Here is a 20,783-nt window from a genome sequence, read left to right on the forward strand (position 1 = left end):
TCAGATTTTTCGAACTGCCAGATTTGCATCCAGAGCCGCCTGGCGCAACTGTTGCAAGGTGGTGCGTCCATAGTGCAGCACGTCGGCCATGGCGATGGCGTCGGCACAGCCGACCTTCGCGGCTGCCACCATGTCGTCAGCACTGCCCATGCCGCCGCTGGCGATGACTGGAACGGAAACCGCTGCGCTGACCGCCTTGACCAGGTCGATGTCGAAACCCTTGCGGGTTCCCTCGCGGTCCACGGAAGTCACCAGTACTTCGCCGGCGCCAAGTTCTACCCCGCGTTGCACCCATTCGATCACGTCGCGTCCGGTTTTCTCCCGGCCGTTGTCGGTATAGGCTTCCCATTTACCAGGGGCAATCTGTTTGGCCTCGATCGACAGCACCATGGCTTGCGAACCGAAGCGGTGCGCAACGTCGGAGATCAACTCCGGCCGTGCGATTGCCGCGGTATTGATGGCGACCTTGTCCGCGCCGGAGCGCAGCAGATGGCGCGCATCGTCGACCGATCGGATGCCGCCGCCGACCGTGATGGGAATGTAGACGTTGTCGGCAGCGCGGCGAATGATATCGCTCAGGTTGTTACGGCCGTACAGGCTGGCGACGATATCCATGTAGATCAGTTCGTCGGCGCCGGCCTGGTAATAACGGATGGCGAACTCCTGCGGGTCGCCCACCACACGCAGGCCTTCCAGATGGATGCCCTTGATGAGGTTGGGACCCTTGATGTCCAGCCGCGGAATTAAACGTACATTGCTCATTGTTTATTTTTGCAAGAATTGCTCGTGCCAGACTGCATGGCGCAATTTCCATTGATTGTCTTCCCATTTCCACAGGTGCGGCGAGCGGAAATTGTCGGTCAGACTGGTGTAGTAATCGCGCGTCAGGATCGGCTGCTCGAACATCTTGCTGGCTTCCGGGAATTCATTTTCAGGAATGCTCAGATACTTGAAGATTTCATCCGCAAAACGCTCCGGGAATTCATGGTCGAAACGCTTGACCAGCGCCACGCCCTCTTCGCGCGTGATGTCGCCGGAACGGATTTCCTGTGCCGCGTCATAGCTGGCGCGGCCGATGCCGAACTTGATGCCGGTGGTGTGGTAATGGAAATCGTCGATGCGGTCATCGATACTGTTGTACTTGCTGTAGGTGCCCGGCGTGCGCTCGGGCGAGGCCTGGAAGCCGCCGTGTTCCACCGCGTAGTAGTAGCACGACTGCGGATGCCACTTCAGGTAATAACCGAGGTAGTGGACTTCCACGTTCTTTTCTTCGATTTCGTTCGGGTTGGCCGGCAGGTAAGGTGCCAGGTCATGGGTCTGTACGCCGAAGTGTTTCTTCAGGTCGGTGACCGACACGCCGCCCAGGTTCACTTTCGACTGGTCTTCAGCCGTGAAATAGGACCAGTCACGCTTGGCGGAGTCGGTATCGCCGATCGGATTGCCATACTCGGCTTCGTTTTCGCCGTAGATCACCAGCGGAATATTGAACAGCAGGGCCATTTTTGGCGCCAGGGCTTTTTGGCCGAACATGAATGCCTGGAACGGATGGAACAGGTTATCTACAGCCAGGCGCGTCAGCAGGCGATGGATGCGGCCGTTCGGCGTCATCAGATAGTTGTCGTGGCCGGCATGGATCCACGACTGGAAATTCTTCCAGCCCCAATCGGTGTAGACATGCGGCGCCCAGGTGACGGTCAGCGGGTGCATGCCGTACTTGGTGCGCAGGATGTGCGATGCGTAGAAGCTGTCCTTGCCGCCGGAACCCGGCACCAGAACATCATAGCTGCCGTCTTTGCTGCGGTGACGATCGAACAGTTCGCGCAACTGGCGTTCACGATCCTCCCAGTTAATGGTCTGGTTTTTCTTTTCGGCGAAACGGCAAGCATCACAAATGCCTTCTTCGTCGAAATGGATCGTTTTCTTTTTCGAGGCTTTGGTGTGGTTATACTCCACCGCGGAATTTGGCCGCTGGTTGGAAATAACGCAGCGTTTGCAATAAACCACCTCGTCAGGCAGACCATATTTTGCTTCCGGGTTCTTGGCATCCGGGGCAAATTTTGACTTATCTACCTCTTGGGGGGCAGGAATACGATCCATTACAACTCCTTACGAATATTAAAAATTCAATAATTCTTCCGCACTTGGGCGAGCATGCGCATAACGAATACTTGACACGATGCACAGCATTAAATCCTACCAAACCTATTATTATCCTATTTTTACAGTGCCACTGTTGGGTGATTGGCCCGCATTGCCAAAATAATTCCTCAAGGATGTTTCATCATCCAGTTTAGTTGTTATTAAGGCATGTTTTATGTTGTTGCCACGTTTTCTTCCGCTATCTGGCTCGATAAGTCACCTGTAATAACCTGTCGGCGCTGGAGGTAAAGCAGCCGGATTGCATATCAGGGCGATCGTAAAGCCGCGGATCCCGGGCCGGTGGAGGTCATTAACGGCGTCATTAGTCATCGCGCCATAATCCCTCGGTCGCAGCAATAGGGCTCGCATCCGGCACCGGTGGGATGCCGTGGTCAGGGGGCTCTCAAGGGCACGCCGTCAGCGCCACCAGGCGTCAAATTGGTGGGCAAGAAAAGCATTAGCGTGAAAACACCATTTTTCTGGCTAATACAAGCAGTATGCCAGCGAAAATACCTGCAATTGCGGAGGAAATGAGCGCAAGAAACACGTCAGGTGACGTCTGAGTTACCGGCACATGAATCGGCGTGACCAGCGATGTTTGCCGGGTTTGCGGCGGCTGCAATGTGGGTTGAATGTCATTTATCTGCTTTCGCAAGTCCATGATCTCATTTTCTTTTTGAGTCAGCGTAACAAGCAGCAGTGCAGTCGCCGAAAATTTCGGGTCGCTGAATTGGAGCTTCGCCTTATCGAGCGACAGTTGCGCAGCGAATTTTTCTGCCGACTTCAGCTTTTCTTCCAATAAAACCAGTTGCGATTTTTTGGTATTAAAAAGAGGTGCCCACACAGAATTTTGATTTCGCTGAATATCGCGCAGTACCGCTTCCAGGCATTGTTTTGCTTCGTCGGCTGTTGCGCCTTTAAATTTGAAGCGGATGATCGGTGCATTTTTATTAACAGAGGGTTTAAGCTGGTCTGCCAGGAATTCACCGGGCGACGGTTTTTTGTTTTCTGCCTTGCAGGCTGAAAAGGTGGCAACAGAATAATAGAGTGGCAGTTTCAGTTTTTCTGCCAGAATATTTGGTTCTTCGATCAGCTGGCCTGCGACAGCGGCCATTTCGATATTGGCAGAGACCTCATATTTGGGAGGGGCAAACATCACATAGGCAATCCCGACCAGCATAAATACTGCAAAAGTACTAACGATCCACTTTCTACCGTCTTTAAGAAACTGAACGACATCCCGCAGGCTGATTTCTTCCCGATTTTGATGGTTGCCAAAATTTTCCGGCGACGAGTTGTTTTGCATAAAACTTTTTAAGAAATTTAATTAGGGGTAATAATTGCTTCAGCTACTGGGTCTCAGTTTTTCCGGGAATCAACTTGCATGCAAATAAGCATTAAAAGAAGGCAAGTTTCCAGCTATAGCGAGCAGATGGGTTTTCTGAGCATCATTATTTTATTTTGGATAATCTATTTTACGCCAAAGTCTATCGGGCAATTGCTCATGACGCACCAACTTGCTTATCCCAAATTTAAAGACATATCTGTTAATTACGCCGCAGATTTTCAAATTGTACCGGGCCGGGATGGCCGATGGTGGCAACGAAATCGAAGAAATGGGCACGCAATTCGCCTCGAGTACGGGATAAAATCTGGCCCTTTGGGTATCAACCTGACGCTTGCCCAAACAGGAAGCAGCAAGCATTTGCCAGACCCAATTACTTTCATAATCAGCCAAAATGCCAGTTGCACAAATTAATAATGACAATCAAGTGGCCAGCAATATTAATCCGGATAGCGCCTTGACGCATCCTGCATATCGTCCCGATATCGATGGATTACGGGCAATTGCTGTACTGTCGGTCGTAGGGTTTCATGCATTCCCCAAGATATTTACAGGCGGGTTTATTGGGGTGGATATATTTTTTGTTATATCCGGCTTTCTAATTTCGACCATTATTTTTGGCAGCCTGAATCGCAATAGTTTTAGTTTTGTCGATTTTTATAGTCGTCGCATCAAGCGTATTTTCCCGGCATTATTGTTGTTATTGACTGTCAGCTTGGGCGTAGGCTGGTTTGTTCTCTTGCCAGACGAATATGCGCAGTTGGGAAAACATGCGGCAGCAGGAAGCGGCTTTGTATCCAATTTTGTCTTGCTGGCGGAGAGCGGTTACTTTGACAATGCCGCAGAATTGAAGCCCCTGTTGCATTTGTGGTCGCTTGGAATCGAGGAACAGTTTTATATCGTTTGGCCGTTGATCCTGTGGTGGGCCTGGAAAAAGCAATTCAACTTGCTGAAAATTGCCGTAGTTGTTGCTCTCCTTTCCTTTGCGTTAAACATTGGCAGCATCTCAGGCAACGCAATCAAGGCCTTTTATTCACCTCTTACGCGATTTTGGGAATTGCTGGCGGGCTCTGTTTTGGCCTACATGGCCCTTGTTGGGAATAGTGCCGACGCCAGTATCAGGCGAAAATTTCTTTATTTTTTACCTGGATATCTGAAGCCGGACCCGGTGGTGCAAACGTGCATTCAGAAGCCGCACAATGTCCGCGCACTGCTGGGAGCGGGACTGGTCCTGGCCGGTTTCATCTTCATTAATAAGGAACGCGCGTTTCCAGGATGGTGGGCACTATTGCCTGTGGCAGGCTCGGTGATGCTCATTTCTGCCGGGGAGCGGTCATGGATCAATCGCGTCATCCTGTCCCGTCGTCCCTTGGTGTGGGTTGGCCTGATCAGTTTTCCTCTGTATCTTTGGCATTGGCCGCTGTTGTCTTTTGCCCGTATTGTGGAGGGTGAAACGCCTTCTCGGCCGATTCGCGTGGCTGCCGTAGTCATTGCCATTGTCCTTGGCTGGCTGACGTACCGGTTTGTTGAAAAACCTTTGCGATTCGGGAAGGGCGGCCAGTATAAAACTTTTGCGCTGCTTATATTGATGGCACTTGTCGGTATTGCCGGATATGGCCTGCATCGGCAGGCTGGCATGCCTTCACGCGCATTCGCGCCGCAACTCGATGCCTATTTAAAATCAATTGCGGTGCCTGAAAAAAGTGCGGAATGCTTTGAGATCCCGTTCGCCTTTGAGAAACGCGATAACTGGTTCTGTCGTCTGGGCGCTAAAGGTGCAGCACCTAAAATTTTTGCCTATGGTGACAGTCACGCATTAAGCCTTGTGCCCGCCCTGGATAAACTCGGCACAGAGGCAAACATCCAGATTCAATTTACTGGCAATTCCGGTTGTCCGCCTTTGCTTGGTATCCAGTCGATGCGCGGCGCTGAGTGGGCAAAAAAATACAACTGCCAAAAATTGAACAGCAGGATATTCGAGCACGTTAAAAACAGCCGGATTGATACCGTTTTGCTTGTCGCGCGCTGGACTTATTACACCGGCAGCGTAACGAGACCGAATGAATTCAACCCAGTCTCCATGAACGAGTCAGAAGAATCAACGGTGGTTTTTTCAAAAGCCTCGTTCGAACATGGTCTCCAAGAGACAATTGCAAAATACCGCAGCATTGGCGTGAAAGTATTTCTAGTTGAAGACAATCCGCAGCAGATCTATGACCCCAAAGACTCGCTAAAAAAATACCGTCGACCTTCGGACACGCTCATTAACAGGCTATCGGTGTCGAAAACAGAGCATGTCAATAATCAGCAATCGGTTTCCAAGCTGCTGAAAAGCTTCGAAGGGGAAATGGTGAAAACCATAAATTTCGATGACTTATTGTGTACTGATGAAATATGCCCCTTGGTTAAGGACGGTCAATTCCTTTACTCGGATGACGACCATTTAAGTGTGACCGGAGCGTTGCATATTTATCCAAAATTACGTCAGGCGCTGAGCAGTGAATGAGTGGCGGTGCAATGTACTTTCCCGCGATTTCCAGTTTCTGCTGTGACGCAACGGGATTCCCCCGGTTGCGTCCGCCCCGGTTAACAATCGGGAGACTTTCCCTTGAGATATCTCAAGGGTCTCAATTCGCCTACCAGCATTGGCATTTTGCTTGAGGAATTGCTGCGCACCCGAGATCCGGAGTGGTTACTGTATGTGATTGCGCGGGAAAACGCTTTCTCGCAGCAACCAGTCCGGGATACAGAGGCATGCCATGAATCTGGAAAAGGTCATTTTCGCTTTCTTCATCGTCTTTGCGGCGACCCTCAATTTCGGCTTTTTCCTCGGCGATATCGACCGGCCGGAACTCCACAATATCTATGAGCTGTTCGCGGCCATCGTGATCAACATGATTGCCACCGTGCTCAAGTTCGGCGACCGCACCCAGATCGGCGCGGTGCTGCTATCCACCAGCCTGGTGGCCGACCTGCAGCTGATTGCGGCGGCAGTGATCTGGGCGGTTGCCGTGCATGTCAATGGCGCCGGCATGACGCCGGACGTGACGGCGAGCGTCGTGTCCCTGTCCGGCGGCGCCCTGCTGGCCAATATCATTTCCGTCACAATGCTCGTGGTTGAAACGGTCATGATGCGGCGCTAGCCATGAACAGCGTCTTTTTCCTGGTCCTGCGGAGGATGCGGGCGCCGATCATCGTGCTCATCGTGTTCTACGCGATCGCCGTGCTGGGACTGACGCTTGTGCCGGGTGTTAACGCCGATGGCACACCGGCCCCGGCCATGAGTTTTTTTCACGCGTTCTATTTCATCAGCTATACCGCCACGACCATCGGTTTCGGAGAAATTCCGGTCGCCTTTTCCAACGCCCAGCGCCTGTGGACGACAGCCTGCATTTACATGACCGTCATCTCCTGGTCTTACTCCATCCTGACGCTGCTGGCCCTGCTGCAGGACAAGGCATTCCAGCATACGCTGGTGGCATCCGGTTTTTCGCGCCGCGTGGCACGCCTGCATGCGCCTTTCTTCCTCGTGTGCGGCTGTGGCGAAACCGGCAGCCTGATTTGCCGGGCCCTGGATATCCTGGGGTACGACTTTGTCATCCTGGACAAGGATCCGCAGCGCGTGGAAGAGCTGGACCTGGAAGATTTCAAGACCAATGACCCTACGCTCGCCGCGGATGCCGGCGCCGCGGCCAATCTGCTGATGGCCGGCCTGCGCCATCGGCAATGCAAAGGTGTCCTGGCGGTGACCAACGATGAAGAATGCAACCTGGCCATTGCCATCAACACCCGCCTCCTGAACCCGGATATTCCCGTCCTGGCGCGCGCCCGCAGCCCGGGCGTCATGGCCAGCATGGCATCGTTCGGCACACACCACATCGTCAATGCCTATGAGCGGTTTGCGGAGTACCTGGCCCTGGCGGTGTCGTCACCGGAGCGTTTCCGCCTGATCGAGATCCTGACCGGCCTGCCGGGAACGGCGCTGCCGCAAGTGCACCGCCCGCCGCACGGGCGTTGGATCATCTGCGGCTACGGCCTGTTCGGGCGATCGATTGCACGCTACCTGACACTGCCCGGCATTACCCTGACGGTGGTCGATCCGGAAAGTGACGGCCCGGCCAATGGCCGCACCGTGCGCGGCATCGGCACCGAAGTCCACGTGCTCGAAGCCGCCGGGATTCGCGAAGCCCACGGCATCGTCGCGGGCAGCCCGAACGATATCAATAACCTGTCCATCGCCATGATGGCCAAGAAGCTCAATCCGCACATATTTGTCGTGGCGCGCCAGAACCAGGGCGCCAACGATGTGCTGTTCGACACGTTCCGCGCCGATTTCAGCATGGTGCATACGCGCATCGTGGCGCAGGAATGCATTTCGGTCATTACGACCCCGTTGCTGTCACGCTTTCTCGCCGCCATACGCCAGGCAGATGAGCGCGAAAGCCAGGCGCTGGTGCAGCGCCTGGAAGAGGTGTGCAAAGGCCATGTGCCGGAAGTCTGGAGCGTCACGCTCGACCAGCACAATGCCCTGGCCGCGCACAAGGCCTTGCTGAACAAGAGGCCGCTCAGTGCCGGCCACCTGCTGCGCAACGGCGCCAGACGCGAGACGAGCCTGCCCGCAATCATCCTGATGATCGAACGCAACGGCGAAGTGTTTCTTTTGCCGGATGCCGACTTCATGCTCATGGCAGACGATACAGTGTTGCTCGCCGGTCTGCATCTGGTCCGGTCGTCACTGTTGCTAACGCTGCACAATGCGAACGTCTTGCATTACATCCTCACCGGCGAAGACAAAGGCGGGGGCTGGTTGTGGCAGCGGATATCTGCCAGGCGGCACTAAGACAATTTCCGGGACAGGCCCGACACCGTGGCACCTGCCGGCAGCAATCCGACATGCCGCGGCCAATGCAGGGCCTGTTATCCCTTTGGCGTTGGCGTGCTACATGCCTGTGCGCGTAATCAGGGGCGTTCCTTCTGCCGCAGTCACTGTCACGCGGTCGCCTACCTGAAATACCTGGCCGCCCGCAGCCACATGATAGAGTTCACGTTTGCCGTCTTCAAACTGGACCGTCAGCATTTGTCCGATCACGGGGGCGCCTGAAGCCGCTGTCCCGCTGCTGCCGCTGCTCATGCCCTGGCTGCCGCTGCTGCCTGCGGTATCCTTGTTTTGCACGGCAACGACGGTGCCTCCGCGCGCTGCCGCAGTTGATTGCGCAGCCGGTGCCGCTTGCGTTTGCGGTACGACGACGACGTTGGTTGAAGCAGGTTGCCGGGAAGCGCACCCGGAAATTACTGTTGCCGCAGCAACAGCTGCGAGGGCCAATTTTTGATATTGTTGCATATGCACCTCTTCAGTAAGCACGCCTGCGCCCCACGGACATACCAAAGGTAAGGGTGCACAAGCTGGGGATCGATTGCCTGACCACTTTCATCAAGCCTGCCAGCCGCGCGCAAGGTGAATTAATTCCTTTCTTATTGGAATAATTTGAGCACCTATTGTTCGGCTTCATAAACATTGACTTCAAGGTAAGTGGCAAGTTCGACAAAATTGCATCCACGATTTCGCAAAAAGCAAAATCGCAGCGGGTTGTGGGGCCGTCTCGCTCACAGGCGATTAGCGCAATCTGACCGCGACAGGCTTTTCGGCAATACCCGTTTGCGCCAGCCAGGCAAAGACCGAATCCACCGTGACCGTCTCGATGCGGTCGCTGAAACGCTTGTCCGGCGGATGGTCATAGAAAGCGACATTGGCCGCCGTCATGCGTCCGCCAAGCCGCATCAACGGGCCGATTTTCAGCGTTGTCGGCCGGTAACCGCTACGCGACAACCATTCCTGGGCTTGCATGCGCGAATCGACCGAAGGGGCCAGCGCCATGGCCATGGTCTCGATTGCCCACTGGTTAGACTGCTGGTACATGCCGCCCCAGGCATAGCTGACAATACTATAGGGACGGTGATGCAGACGGGTGGCGTGCCAGTCATTCTGCAGCACAGCAAGGATTTTCTCCTGGGCGGCGGCGGACGGTGCTGCATACGCCGCTTCGAAGCGCCACAAGTCATCCAGGAAGAATTCGCCGAGGCCCTGCCGATAGATTGCCGCAACGCTGGTGCCGCACTGGTTAAGCTTGTGTAATACGCGCCAGACGTGGCCGCCATTGCCGGTTGGCTGCTTATACGCAATGCCAAGGTGGGAATAGCGCAAGTTGTAGCGTGACAGATCCTGGCCGGCGCGCGCCAGAAGCACCACCTGGTGGCCGCTTGCATCGAGCGCGCGCATGGTTTGCTCGGCCAGCGACATGCCACGTTCGATAGTCTGTACGGTGGGCTTTTTCTCTTCGCAGGAGCGGCCGGCGTGAGCTGTTACAGCGACGAGCATGCCGGCTGCGAGTGCGCTCAGGGTACGTCCGGTAAGGTAGATGAAGTTGGCCATGATAGTCAGTTCGTCACTTGTTCGTTGTGCAGCAAGGCGCGGCCGATGTCATTGGCGACAAAGGCGATTGCTTCGCCGGCGATGGACAGTAGCGCGCCGGTGCTGATGACGCTGACCGTCACCATGGTGCCAATGCCAACCGATGCTGCCGCGCCCCCCTTGCCGACGACTTCCACGCTGGCGCGCGCGCCATCCGACAGGCGTTCCAGCACGATCAGCGTGCCGCGCGCGGTGCTTTCGACTGTCTTGACCACCAGTACGGCACCCGACACCGACAGGGCAACGGGCAAGGCGACGATGCCGGAAACCGCGGCGCTGCTGCCGGCAATGACCGATGCCACCGGCAGCGCCGAAATGGCGCTTGCGGCCGAGGCGTCATTGTGCGCGTGGGCGTTTGAAAGACATGCAAGACACAAGGTACTGATGATTGCGGCGTTACGGATTTTCATGGGTTCCTCCTGTGAAGATGAGGTCATTCTTGTCGCCTCCGTCGCGCGGCGCCAGCAATAATGATCCAGGTCCGACTATTGGTAGCCGAAAGTATCGCCAGGTGATACTCTGTGCGCAATTGCACGCAGGAGGAAAACATGAGCACGACCGCCAACCTCGTTTCGACGCTAAAGGAAGAACTCAAGGCCGCAGGCATCACCTATGCGAAGCTGGCGCAAAAACTCGATATCGCCGAATCGAGCGTCAAGCGCATGTTTGCCAAGGGCGACATGCCGCTGTCGCGCGTGGATGCCATCTGTTCGGCGATCAAGCTGGACTTTGCCGACCTTGCCCGGCGCGTGGCGGACAGTCAGCCGCTGCTGGCGGAGCTGACGCTGGCGCAGGAAAAGGCGGTGGTGGCGGATAAGAAGCTCTTGCTCGTGGCGATTTGCGTATTGAGCCAGTGGACGCTGGAGCAGGTTACCGCGGCTTACCGCATGAATGACGCCGAGGTGATCAAGTGCCTGACGCAGCTCGACCGCCTGGGCATTATCGAACTGCGGCCGCTGAACCGGTACCGCCTCAAGCTTGCCAAGACTTTCCGCTGGCGCGCGCACGGCCCCGTGATGGGCTTTTTCCGGGAACATGCGCTCACCGACTATTTTGCCGGCGGCTTCGACCGGGAAGACGAATCCCTGGTGCTGGTGCATGGCGCCATCAGCAAGAGCCTGGCGCCGGTGTTCGTCGAACGGCTGCAGCGCGTTGCGCAGGATTTCGCCCAGCAGCACCAGGCTGACCAGAAACTCGGCGAGCAGCACAAGGAAGGCTACACCCTGCTTTTGGCCATGCAATCCTGGGAACTCGAGGCATTCAGGAAGCTGCGGCGCTGATGCCGCAATTGCGCATAAAATAGCGTGAAAAATGGAGGCTGTGCATATGGCAGGACCAACGGTGGAGTTTTGGCAAACCCGGTTTGAATCGGGCAATGTGCCATGGGATCGTGGCAGCGCAAATCCCCAGCTGGAGCAATGGATTGCGGCCGGAATGATTGGGCCGGGTACCACCATGCTGGTGCCGGGATGCGGGCGCGGCTGGGAAGTTGCCGCACTGGCAGCGCATGGTGTTCATGCCACCGGGGTTGATTATGCGTCTGGCGCCATTGACGCATGCGCCCGCCTGCTGCAGTCGCAAGGACTGGCGGCCGAACTGTTCCAGGCCGATGTACTGGATTGGCAACCGGCTGCGCCCGTGGATGCGGTGTATGAGCAGACTTGTTTATGCGCATTGCATCCCGACCACTGGCGTGCCTATGCCGATCAATTGCGCGCATGGATCCGGCCAGGCGGGCGGCTCTTTGCCCTGTTTGTGCAAGCCATCGCGGAAGAGTCCGGGCAGGGATTCGTCAAGGGCCCACCGTATCATTGCGATATTCATGCCATGCGCGCGCTGTTTCCGGCGCGGGACTGGGAATGGCCGGCGCCGCCTTATCCCCGCCTGGCCTCCAACCCTGCCTTTCAGGAGCTGGCGGTCGTCTTGACCCGGAAGGGCTAGCTGCTGCCGCGCTGGTGCGCGGATCGACGACAAGCGTAAATTTGTCATCAATTTGTCACCAGATGCATTCTTTCCGACATGTACAATCCGCCTGTCGATACAGAAGGATGACTATGCCGTTTCCGCAATTGCTACAGCTTCTCCTGACGCTGACCTGTGTCTTCGCGCTGGCTTACATGTTTGCCAAAGTCGAGATTCATATCGAAGGCGAGGGTGGCTGGGCAGCGAACTTGCCGACCTGGCGCATTGAAGAGCATTGGCTGCTCGATATATTCTGGGGCGGGCGCCCCATGACCGGCTACCATGCCTGGGCATTCCCGTTCATTGCCGTCTTTTTTCATTTCCCGCTGTTTTTCATGGGCGAGTGGTCCTGGCAGCTGGAAGCGCGCGTCCTGGCTTCGATCATGGCATTCTGGATCGTCGAGGATTTTCTCTGGTTTATCCTCAACCCTGCCTATGGGTGGAAGCGGTTTCACCAGGATCACGTGTCCTGGCACAAGAACTGGATCGCCGGCGCGCCGGTGGAATACTGGATTTTCGCCATCGTCAGCGCACTGCTGTTCTGGTATGCATACCGGGCGTGAAGGCCGCACCCGGTGTTACTTTCGCTAGGACGAAGCTGGCAAGTCCAGCGCATGGCATACCCGTGCACAGAGTTCTCTGGAAGTGCGCGAAATCACGTCCGCCGGCACGCCGAATTTTTCCGTCAGCCTGGCATGGTCTTCAAAGCCATATGACACCATGAACGGGTGCAGGCCGGTATTGAGCGCCGCATGGAAATCCTTGTGCTCATCGCCGCAGATGTAGCCGCGCGCCGGATTGATATCGAAGCGTTCGCGGATAGCGCGAAATTGCGCCGTCTTTTTTTCTTTCAGCGGTACGTGCACCAGAAAATCGAAAGCATGGATGTCGAGGTCATGGCGCGCGAACAACTGCCGCAAGGTCTCCAGGGGCTCGTTGGTGATGTTGCGCGTCACCAGGCCAACCATGACATCGGGCGCAGCCACCAGCGTACGGATCAGGTCGGCAATGCCCGGATACAGGCGCGCTTCCGTGCGGTAGACCTCGGTCAGGGTATCGATCAACTCTGCCCGGCTCTTTTTACGGATGTTTTTCTTGAAGATGGCGGGGAATTCCTTGATCCCGCCCAGATACTTGAAAAGATTGTGGCGCTTCTGGAAGTGCTCTTCCTCGCCGAGCGACAAGCCATGCCGGTCGAACGCCGCCTCGATGGCCTGGAAAGCATCGATGGTGGTGCCGTCCGCGTCGAGGATCAGAAGTCGTTTATTGCTTTTATACATAGGCCTGTGTGCCTTTTGGAAAGCGGTCCAGGCGAATTATAGAGGTCCGATTATGACGGCTTGATGACAGTGTGTATCATGTCCGGCTACGGGCCTTGGTCTTTCGCGCAAACAGGAGCACTGATGGAAACACCCGAATCAATCCTGGCATTCTGGTTTGGCACCGCTGCCGACGACGCGGCGGTGGCGGCAGCCCAGTCGAAGCTCTGGTGGGCAAAAGATGCTGCCACGGATGCGCTGATGCATCAGCGCTTTGAAAGCACACTGGCCATGGCGGCCAGCGGGGCATTGGCTGACTGGGGCGGCACGCCGCAGGGGCGCCTGGCGCTGATTCTGCTCACCGATCAATTTTCCCGCAACATGTATCGTGATAGTGCTGCTGCATTTGCCTATGACGCACTGGCACTGGCGTGGTGCAGGCAGGGTCTGGACCTTGGCATCGACCAGCGCTTGCGGCCGATCGAGCGGGTCTTTTTTTACCTGCCGCTGGAGCATTCCGAAACCCTCGACGACCAGGCGTTATCGGTGGCGCTGTTTGGGCGCCTGCTGCAGCAAGTGCCGCCCGAGCAGCGCACGGTGTTCGAAGGCTTCCATGACTTTGCCGAACGCCATCGCGTCATCATCGCACGCTTCGGGCGCTTCCCGCACCGTAATGCCATCCTCGGCAGGGCTTCGACTGTCGAAGAAACCGCGTTCCTGCAAGAGAAAGGTTCTTCATTCTGAAAATGGCGCAGGCAGGCAAAACAAGGTAAAACTTGCTTATTTGTCCATAACTAATGCGATAATTGCGTGATATCTCTCATTGCGGGGCGGGTGCGAACCTGTTGCAGTCACTATGAATGAATCTGCCGGCACAGCATCAATTACAGCAGAGGCGCCCTTGCCCCTAGCACTTTCGCTGGCAAGGCTAGTCAAGCAGGTTCATGTACAGCGGCCGTTCCATGGGTGCATCAATCCGTTCACACTGGCGCTGACGCCAGGCTTTGCCGGCACGACGGCGGACGTCCTGCTCGCAAAGGCGGGCAATCAGCAGCTGCTGGCGTATACGGCCCCGGAGCAGCTCGGACGCATCGGCAAGACGCCGGATGCACGCAGCGATCTCTATGCCCTGGGCGTGGTGTTGTATGAACTCGCCACCGGCCAGGTGCCTTTTCGCGGGAACGACCCGATTGAGCTTGCCCATTGCCATATCGCCCACCTGCCGGTTCCGCCGCAGGAAATCCGTGCCGATATCGCGCCTGCATTTGGCAACATCATCCTGAAACTGCTGAAAAAAGACCCGGAAGAACGTTACCAGAGCTGCGACGGCCTGATTGCCGACCTTGCCTATTGCATGGACAGCCTTGCCGATCAGGGGCGCATGCCAGAGTTTGCGCTGGGCCGGCACGACTTTTCCGGGCGCCTGCAATTGCCTGGAAATCTACTTGGACGAGAAGCAGAAACGCGCACCCTGTTCCAGGCCTACAGCCGCGTCTCGCGCGGGGCAACCGAGCTCGTGCTGATTTCCGGGTATTCCGGCATTGGCAAATCGCGCCTGGCACGAGAGATTGCACCGACCATTGTGGCCGCCGGCGGCATTTACCTTTCCGGAAAGTTCGATCAATACAAGCGCAATATTCCGTATGTAACCATCGTCCAGGCCATCCAGGAATTCATCCGGCGCATGTTAAGCGAGCCCGAAGCAAAGGTGGCCGCATGGCGGGCGGCCATACAGGATGCGGTTGGCAGCCAGGGCAACCTGCTTGTCGATGTGGTCCCGGAACTCACCTATATCATTGGTCCCCAGCAGTCGCCGGCCGTCTTGCTTGACCCCTCCGGGGCGGAGAACCGGCTCCTGACTGTTTTCCGCAAATTCATCAGCGTGCTCGCAACTGCCGAGCACCCCCTGGTACTTTTCCTCGACGACTTGCAATGGATCGATGCCGGAAGCCGCAAGCTCCTCGAAGACCTGGTCACGCACGCCGACGTACGGCATCTGCTGCTCATCGGCGCATACCGCAACGAGGAGCTAGACCCGCATCTGGGGTTTGCCCAGCGCATTGAAACCATCCGCAGCCTGCAGGGCGTCGTCCATGAAATCCACCTGGGCCCGCTTTCCCAGGATATCGCCGGGCAGCTGATCGCCAGCATGCTGGGGAACACGCCGGCAGAAGCGGCATCACTGACGGCATTACTGCATGCCAAGACGGGTGGCAATCCGTTCTTTATCGTGCAGTTTCTCGCAGCGCTGTCCGAAGACCGCGCCCTCGAATTCAATCCGCAATCACGCGCCTGGCAATGGGATATCGAGCGCATCCGTGCGATGAGCCTGACGGATAACGTGATCGAACTGATGGTGGAAAGCTTGCGCCGCTTGTCGGAAGGCGCGCTGGAGCTGCTCAAGGTACTGGCGTGTCTCGGGACTACGGCGCAAGTCTCGACGCTGCAAGCCGTTCTTGAAGCACCACCGGAATCGGTCGAGGCGTTGCTGGACGCAGTCGAGCGTACCGGCTTGATCCGCCAGGCGGACGGGCAGGTCAAGTTTGCCCATGACCGAATCCATGAAGCGGCCTATTCGCTCATTCCCCAAGCCGAACGCGCCGCCCGCCATCTCGAAATTGGCCGGAAATTGCTGTCGCAAGTTGCGCCGGGCGAACTTGATCAGCGCATCTTCGACCTTGCCTATCACTTTAATGCCGGGCTGGAACTGGTCGCCGACGAGAGCGAAAGAGCCAGCGTTTGCCAGCTCAACAGGACGGCGGGCGCACGCGCACGGGCATCGGCGGCATTCCAGGCCGCGCGTGATTACCTGGCGCAGGCGATTGCCCTGTTGCCGCCAACGGCATGGGAAGACCAGCATGCGGAGGCTTTCGAGCTGCACCTGGACTGTGGCGAATGCGCGTCTGTGATCGGCAACTTCGAGCAGGCCGAGCGCCTGCTGGACAAGGCTGCGGTGCAGGCACGATCCAACCATGACCGCGCGCGCGTGGCTCGCGTGCGGGCCCGCATGTACCATTTCTGGGCACGCGGGAAAGACTGCATGCGCGTCGGACTGGAAACGCTAGCGCTGTTTGGCGTGTCGTTCCCGCAGACAGATGAGGCGCTGCATGCGTATGCTGAAAAAAGCCTGCAGGAGCTTGATGCCAGGATAATGCAACACGGCATCGATGCCCTCATCGACCTGCCCCGGACAACGGATCCTGAAGTGCGGATCGTGATTGGCCTGATGGCGGAATTGCTGACAGTCGCCTATAGCACGCAGCCTGCAGTTGCCCTGCCTCTGCTGCTCAAGGGGCTTGAGCTATCGCTCACCCTTGGCTATGTCGAAGAATCCTGCGCTCTCTATAATAATTACGCGCTCTTGCGCGTCGGGTTGTTCGGCGACCTCGATGCCGGCTATGCCTATTCTGAACTGGCGCTAAGGCTCAATGCGCGCTTCAATGATCCGAAGCTGCGCGGGCGTCTCATGTATATCTACGGCTATGCGTTTGCCGGCCTGCGCCGGCCATGGCGGCAATGCCTGCCGATTCTGGAAGACGCCTTCAAGGCATGCTGCGATGCGGGTCATATCGGCTTTGCCGGCGCCAGCATCGATGCCTTCATCTGGACTGCCTGGGAATCTGGATTGCCGTTAGCCACGGTCAAGGAAATGGCGGCGCCCTATCGCGACCTGTCCCGCGTCACCAATACATTCCAGGCAAACTGCGTCATCGCCATGCTCGAACTGCTGTTCGCCAAGTTACAGGGCACAGCGGAAAAAGACAGTGATGCCGCTTTCTTAAAACAGATCGATGGCGCAAGCTGGAACTATACGCTAGGGCATTTTTACATTACCCAGCAGATTTCCCACTATATCCTTGGCAATTACGACAAGGCACTTGAATCCGCCCACGCTGTCAAGGTCATGCCCGGGTCCCTGCAAGCGCTGACGTCGATGGTGACGCACCATTTTTACCATGCGCTGACTCTGACCGCCCTCCATGACCGGGCCACATACGAGCAGCAACAAGACTGGAAAGGGGTGCTGCAGCAGAAGGCTGCCCTGCTGCAGAAATGGGCAGAGCGCAATCCGGAAAACTATGGCGCCCGGTACAAGCTCGTTGCCGCAGAAATTGCACGCATCGATGGCCAGGCGGAACGCGCCGTGCAATTGTATGAACAGGCGATCATGCAGGCGCGCGCCAGTAAGAATTTGCATGACGCGGCGATTGCCGGCGAGCTTGCCAGCCGCTACTTCCAGGAACGCGGCTTGCCCATGACGGCGTCTGCGCATCTTGCCATGGCCCGCAACTGCTGGTTGCGCTGGGGCGCGACTGCAAAAGCCGCGGCATTGCAGCAAGCCTTCCCTGCGCATGGCTGGGATGCCGCTGAATTCATCCCGGCGTCCACGGCGCAGCCGCCCCGCTTTCCTGACCTGGACATACTGACCGCGGCCAAGGCCGCGCAAGCCGTATCCGGCGAAATCGAGCTGAACCGGCTGACGCAATCGCTGCTGCGCGCCGTCCTGCAAAACGCCGGCGCAGACCGCGGGGTGCTGCTCCTCTCGGCCGGCACGGATTACCGGATTGTCGCCGAAGCCGTGACAGACGATGGCGCCATCCATGTCATCCTGAACCAGGCGCCGGTTACGGCCGAAGCGCTGCCCGGTACGATCCTGCAGTATGTCACGCGTACCGGCGAAAGGATTTTGCTGGACGACGCGACCCAACACCATTCCTACTCCGCCGATCCGTACCTGGAGAAGCACCGGCCCAAGTCGCTGTTGTGCCTGCCGCTGCTCAAGCAAGCCAAGCTGGTGGGCGCGCTGTACCTGGAAAACCGGCTGACCGGATCGGTATTCACCCAGGACCGCCTGGCGATGCTGGAGCTGCTGACAGCACAAGCGGTGATTTCGCTGGAGAATGCAACGCTCTACGACAAGCTGCATACCGAGAACAGCGAGCGCAAGCGTATTGAGAATGCCCTGAAATCCAAGACGCAGGAACTCGAGGCGCAGGCCTCCTTCATGAATGCGGTGATTGAAAACATTCCGGTCGCCGTGTTCGTCAAGGACGCGCGCAATGAATTCCGTTATACCCTGTGGAACCGGGCGGCAGAAGAGATTTTCCGGATCCCCAAGGAAGCTGTGCTCGGCAAAAAAACGGATGAGATCTGGGCCGACGAAGACATCGCGCAGATACACGCGAGTGATCAGGCCGTCGCCGGGACCAGGCAGCGTATCGACATTCCGGAACAATCCGCATCGACCCGGCAGCAGGATACGGTATTGCTCAATACGATCAAGGTACCGATCCTCAACAGGGCCGATGGCGAGGTCGAGTACCTGCTGGGAATCAGCGACGATATTACCGAGCGCAAGCGCTCCGAGTCATTGATCTGGCAACAAGCCAATTTCGATTCTCTGACGGGCCTGCCCAACCGGAGTCACTTCCGTGACCGGCTGCTGGAAGCGATGGGGAAATCCAGGGCGGAAGACAGCAAGATCGCAGTGCTCTTCATCGACCTGGACCGCTTCAAGGAAGTGAATGATTCACTTGGCCATGCCTGCGGCGACATGCTGCTGGTGGCCGCTGCGCGCCGCATTTCCGATTGCGTGCGCACGGGCGATATCGTGGCGCGACTCGGCGGCGACGAATTTACCGTGGTGCTTTCACAGCTAGATTATCCCGGCCATATTGAAGAAATCAGCCAGCGCATCATCGATGCACTGGCAGTGCCGTTTCAGCTCGGCAACGACCAAGCCTATATTTCCGCCAGCATCGGCATTACCGTATATCCCGACGATGCCAGCGACATCGATGAACTGGTCAAGCGGGCGGACCAGGCGCTGTATATCGCCAAGGATAGCGGCCGCAATCAATTCGGTTACTTCACGCCGGCGATGCAGATGGCGGCCATTCACCGCATGCGCCTGACAAACGACTTGCGCGGCGCAATCGAACGCGATGAATTGCAAATTTATTTCCAGCCGATCATGGCGCTGGCGACGGGGCGCATTGAAAAAGCCGAGGCATTGCTGCGCTGGCGCCATCCGCAGCTAGGGCTGATCGATCCGGCGGAATTCGTGCCGCTGGCGGAATCGAGCGGGCTGATCCTGCATTTCGGCGACTGGGTTTTTCAAAAGGTGGCGCGTGCCGTCAAACACTGGCGCACGTCGTACTGCGCCAACTTCCAGATAAGCATCAATCAATCGCCGCTGGAATTCCAGCGGCATGACGACCGGTATGCGCGATGGCTCGCCACGCTGGAAGAACTGGAGATTTCCGGGCAGGGCATGGTGATCGAGATTACCGAAGGCTTGCTGCTCGATGCCAGTTCAAACGTCACTGAAAAATTGCTCAAGTTGCGACAGGCCGGCGTGCAGGTTGCCCTTGACGACTTCGGCACGGGCTATTCTTCGCTCGCCTATCTCAAGAAATTCCATATCGATTACCTGAAGATCGACCGGGCATTCACGCAAAACCTGGAAGTGGGGTCCGACAACCTGGCCTTGTGCGAGGCCATCATCGTGATGGCGCATAAGCTCGGCTTGAAAGTGATCGCCGAGGGTGTGGAAACGCTGCAGCAACATGAGCTGCTGCAGGTGGCCGGCTGCGACTTCGACCAGGGCTACCTGTTTGCGCGGCCGCTGCCCGAGGATGAGTTTGATGCCATGTTGATGCGATCGCTCGCAGCTTAGGCGGTCGTGTCCGCGGCCTGGTCGGTGCGGCTGCCGGACAAGAGTTCGTATTGCGCAATCACTTGCGCACCGAACAGAAGCAGCGTGGCGGCAAGTTCAAAGCTCAGCGTGACGACCACCGCTGTCGTCAACGCGCCATACACTACGCTGGCTTGCGACAGATGGGCGAAGTACCACATCAGCAAGCGCCGCACACCTTCCCATAACAGCGCGGCTGTCACGCCGCCGATCAAGGCATGGCGGAAAGACAGGCGGCCGACCGGCATGAACCAGTAAATCAGGGTAAACATCAGGATCTCGCTGGACAGCCCCAGCAGGTACAGCAACAATCCCGAAACGCCTTCCAGGCTCCAGTGCCGGGCACCCAGCACCAGATCGTGTTCGCCAAGCAGTTCCACGCCATGCGCGAGGACCGTCAGCATCAGGATGCCGAAGCCCAGCATCAGGATGGCCGTGTATGGCAGCAACGCGGAAATCAGGAAATGGCGCCGGCGCTTGAGAAATCGGTGATAGAAAATGATCGACATCGCCTGGTTCAAGACCGAGAAGGCCAGCGAGCTGAAAAACAGCATCGTTCCCAGCAAGGCCCAGCCGATTACGGAACGGTTTTCCAGGAAGTGCGACAGTTCCTCCACGACCACCGTGGATTGGCTCGGCACCAGCCATTCCAGGTAGTGGCCGGCGGTCTGCAGCAATTCCCCCTGGTCGATGAAATGCGATAGCGCCACGACAATCAGGATCAGCAGCGGCACCAGCGACAGCAGGGCATAGTAAGCCACCGCCCCGGCCAGCAGCAGACCATTGTTGGCAAGAAAGCTTTTGGCCGCCTTGATTAAAAACGCGCCGGGGTGCTTGAGGATCTGCGCAGCATTTTTGCTTATCAGGTGCATTCGCGTCCAGGCAGGATTGAATGTTGCAACAACAAAATCA

At 57.1% G+C, this 20,783-nt stretch carries 17 protein-coding genes; 9 read left to right on the plus strand and 8 right to left on the minus strand.

Annotated features, from left to right (window positions below):
• From EKL02_RS02200 to EKL02_RS02210, 3 genes are all read right to left on the minus strand, one after another.
• Window positions 1-762 carry an imidazole glycerol phosphate synthase cyclase subunit gene (locus EKL02_RS02200; protein WP_128900506.1) on the minus strand — a complete coding sequence of 254 codons (762 nt, stop codon included), beginning with the start codon at window positions 760-762 and terminating at the stop codon, window positions 1-3.
• A 3-nt stretch (window positions 763-765) separates the two neighbouring features.
• On the minus strand, window positions 766-2,097 hold the full coding sequence (locus EKL02_RS02205; protein ID WP_128900507.1) for an N-acetyl sugar amidotransferase: 1,332 nt from the start codon (window positions 2,095-2,097) through the stop codon (window positions 766-768).
• Between the two features lie 499 nt (window positions 2,098-2,596).
• The gene (locus tag EKL02_RS02210) at window positions 2,597-3,445 is read right to left on the minus strand and encodes a Wzz/FepE/Etk N-terminal domain-containing protein (RefSeq protein ID WP_128900508.1); all 849 of its coding nucleotides are present in this window, start codon (window positions 3,443-3,445) and stop codon (window positions 2,597-2,599) included.
• 78 nt (window positions 3,446-3,523) lie between these two features.
• Here EKL02_RS02210 and EKL02_RS02215 point away from each other — a divergent pair, with 78 nt between their 5' ends.
• The 4 genes from EKL02_RS02215 to EKL02_RS02230 all read left to right on the plus strand — a co-directional run bounded on the left by EKL02_RS02215 (window position 3,524) and on the right by EKL02_RS02230 (window position 8,324).
• A complete protein-coding gene (locus tag EKL02_RS02215) occupies window positions 3,524-3,898 on the plus strand; it encodes a hypothetical protein (RefSeq protein ID WP_128900509.1) in 375 nt (124 codons plus the stop codon).
• Window positions 3,879-5,990: an acyltransferase family protein gene (locus EKL02_RS02220; RefSeq protein ID WP_128900510.1), complete on the plus strand. Its 2,112-nt coding sequence runs from the start codon at window positions 3,879-3,881 to the stop codon at window positions 5,988-5,990. Before EKL02_RS02215 ends, EKL02_RS02220 begins: the two co-directional genes overlap by 20 nt.
• Before the next feature lie 253 nt (window positions 5,991-6,243).
• Window positions 6,244-6,627 (plus strand): DUF6394 family protein, encoded by a 384-nt coding sequence (locus EKL02_RS02225; protein WP_128900511.1) that lies wholly within the window; start codon window positions 6,244-6,246, stop codon window positions 6,625-6,627.
• Between the two features lie 2 nt (window positions 6,628-6,629).
• Entirely contained in the window at window positions 6,630-8,324 is a 1,695-nt protein-coding gene (locus tag EKL02_RS02230) for a potassium channel protein (protein ID WP_128900512.1), read from the plus strand.
• A gap of 99 nt (window positions 8,325-8,423) precedes the next feature.
• Here EKL02_RS02230 and EKL02_RS02235 read toward each other — a convergent pair whose 3' ends face one another.
• From EKL02_RS02235 to EKL02_RS02245, 3 genes are all read right to left on the minus strand, one after another.
• Window positions 8,424-8,825, minus strand: coding sequence for a hypothetical protein (locus tag EKL02_RS02235; RefSeq protein WP_128900513.1), 402 nt, complete (start codon window positions 8,823-8,825; stop codon window positions 8,424-8,426).
• A gap of 273 nt (window positions 8,826-9,098) precedes the next feature.
• On the minus strand, window positions 9,099-9,914 hold the full coding sequence (locus tag EKL02_RS02240; protein WP_128900514.1) for a DUF2145 domain-containing protein: 816 nt from the start codon (window positions 9,912-9,914) through the stop codon (window positions 9,099-9,101).
• 5 nt (window positions 9,915-9,919) lie between these two features.
• Window positions 9,920-10,363 carry a hypothetical protein gene (locus EKL02_RS02245; protein WP_128900515.1) on the minus strand — a complete coding sequence of 148 codons (444 nt, stop codon included), beginning with the start codon at window positions 10,361-10,363 and terminating at the stop codon, window positions 9,920-9,922.
• A gap of 138 nt (window positions 10,364-10,501) precedes the next feature.
• Here EKL02_RS02245 and EKL02_RS02250 point away from each other — a divergent pair, with 138 nt between their 5' ends.
• From EKL02_RS02250 to EKL02_RS02260, 3 genes are all read left to right on the plus strand, one after another.
• Window positions 10,502-11,233 carry a helix-turn-helix transcriptional regulator gene (locus EKL02_RS02250; RefSeq protein WP_128900516.1) on the plus strand — a complete coding sequence of 244 codons (732 nt, stop codon included), beginning with the start codon at window positions 10,502-10,504 and terminating at the stop codon, window positions 11,231-11,233.
• Window positions 11,234-11,279: 46 nt separating this feature from the next.
• Complete coding sequence (locus EKL02_RS02255; protein WP_128900517.1) at window positions 11,280-11,894, plus strand: methyltransferase domain-containing protein; 615 nt, start codon at window positions 11,280-11,282, stop codon at window positions 11,892-11,894.
• Window positions 11,895-12,007: 113 nt separating this feature from the next.
• Window positions 12,008-12,478 (plus strand): hypothetical protein, encoded by a 471-nt coding sequence (locus tag EKL02_RS02260; protein WP_128900518.1) that lies wholly within the window; start codon window positions 12,008-12,010, stop codon window positions 12,476-12,478.
• Window positions 12,479-12,502: 24 nt separating this feature from the next.
• Here the strand turns inward: EKL02_RS02260 and EKL02_RS02265 are convergent, their stop codons facing one another.
• Window positions 12,503-13,195 carry an HAD hydrolase-like protein gene (locus EKL02_RS02265; RefSeq protein ID WP_128900519.1) on the minus strand — a complete coding sequence of 231 codons (693 nt, stop codon included), beginning with the start codon at window positions 13,193-13,195 and terminating at the stop codon, window positions 12,503-12,505.
• Between the two features lie 123 nt (window positions 13,196-13,318).
• Between EKL02_RS02265 and EKL02_RS02270 the strand changes: the two genes are divergently transcribed.
• Both EKL02_RS02270 and EKL02_RS02275 read left to right on the plus strand, forming a co-directional pair.
• Window positions 13,319-13,918 (plus strand): DUF924 family protein, encoded by a 600-nt coding sequence (locus EKL02_RS02270; protein ID WP_128900520.1) that lies wholly within the window; start codon window positions 13,319-13,321, stop codon window positions 13,916-13,918.
• A gap of 157 nt (window positions 13,919-14,075) precedes the next feature.
• A complete protein-coding gene (locus EKL02_RS02275; RefSeq protein WP_164931928.1) occupies window positions 14,076-19,853 on the plus strand; it encodes an EAL domain-containing protein in 5,778 nt (1,925 codons plus the stop codon).
• Here the strand turns inward: EKL02_RS02275 and EKL02_RS02280 are convergent.
• The gene (locus EKL02_RS02280) at window positions 19,850-20,743 is read right to left on the minus strand and encodes a YihY/virulence factor BrkB family protein (protein WP_128900522.1); all 894 of its coding nucleotides are present in this window, start codon (window positions 20,741-20,743) and stop codon (window positions 19,850-19,852) included. The genes EKL02_RS02275 and EKL02_RS02280 overlap by 4 nt on opposite strands.
• Window positions 20,744-20,783 lie beyond the last annotated feature (40 nt).

The organism is Janthinobacterium sp. 17J80-10 (genome assembly GCF_004114795.1).
Classification (GTDB): Bacteria; Pseudomonadota; Gammaproteobacteria; order Burkholderiales; family Burkholderiaceae_D; genus Paucimonas.